Source organism: Halonotius pteroides (assembly GCF_003605635.1).
In the GTDB taxonomy this organism is placed as follows: domain Archaea; phylum Halobacteriota; class Halobacteria; order Halobacteriales; family Haloferacaceae; genus Halonotius; species Halonotius pteroides.
The window spans coordinates 1-1,079 of the sequence record NZ_QMDW01000099.1 but is presented as its reverse complement, the minus strand read 5'-3'; the positions used below and the strand labels follow the sequence as shown (position 1 = coordinate 1,079).

The window sequence follows — 1,079 nt, the reverse complement described above, 5'->3', positions numbered from 1 at the left end:
CGCCGACGTAGAAGGCGGGGACGCCGCTGGCGAAGACCACTGTCAGCATCGCCCCCGACGCCCCCTTCGAGAGCCCCTTCGACTGCATGTAGAGGTCGTAAAAATTGAAGATGCCCTGCCAGACGAACACTGCCCCGCCGGTGAGAGCGAGGGCGGTCAGGATGACGCGTCGTTCCGCGAGCGCGCCGGCGAGGAAGGCCCGATCCGCCCGGCCGGCCCGCGGCATCTCCGTCCTGCGGGCGGCGATCCAAGTGTAAGCGGTGGTGATCGCCGCCCCGACGGCGACCGCCCACAGCGAGAGCCGCCAATCGACGAGCAACGCGGTGGTGACGAGCGGCGCGGCGACGACCGCGGCGAGTTGGGTGGCCGCGCCGTGGATCCCGAGGACGTGGCCGACGCCCTCGGGGTACAACTCGCTCAAAAGCGGGTTCGCAGCGACGAAGTAGACGCCGGAGGCGGTCCCCATCGCGAACGCGCCGACCATGAGCTGGCGGGGCGTCGCCGCGGTCGCGGTGGCCGCCGAGGCGGCGGCGAGCAACAGCCCGCTCGCGACGACGAGCCGATGTCGCGGGAACTTCGTCAGCAGCCAGCCGGTCGGAAGCCGGAGCGAGGCGCTCCCGACCCACACGAGCGTCGCGACGAGTCCGGCCGTGGCCGCCCCGATTTCGAACTCGACGATGAACACGTCCAAAAGCGGCGCGAAGACGATCCTGGCGAGGTTCAAAAAGAAGACGAGCCCACAGAGAGAGCCAAAGAGGCGAGCGCGTGTCACGGACGGCGTTCGGAACGCGGGGTCCCAAGCGTTCCGATTCGTGCGCGGTCAGCGATACCCTTCGGTGAGGCGCTCGACGTATTTGGCAACCACGTCGACCTCGAGGTGAACCGGATCGCCGATCGACTTCTCCGACAGCGTCGTGCGGTCGTACGTCGCAGGGATGACGGCGACGGTGAACTCGTCCGCCCGGAGGTCGGCCACCGTCAAGGAGATGCCGTCGACGGCGATCGATCCCTTCTCGACGACGTAACGCGCCAGCGAGTCGGGCAACGAGAAGCCGAAGTACCAGTCGTCGCCCACCTGC

The 1,079-nt window shown here is 68.6% G+C and carries 1 protein-coding gene and 1 pseudogene; both read right to left on the bottom strand.

The window, feature by feature from the left end; translation table 11 throughout:
• Positions 1 to 772: MFS transporter (locus DP106_RS15325; RefSeq protein ID WP_133305196.1), on the bottom strand; the 772-nt coding region annotated here is incomplete at its 3' end.
• A gap of 48 nt (positions 773 to 820) precedes the next feature.
• Positions 821 to 1,079 (bottom strand): annotated as a pseudogene (locus tag DP106_RS15320) (riboflavin synthase); the annotation flags it as partial.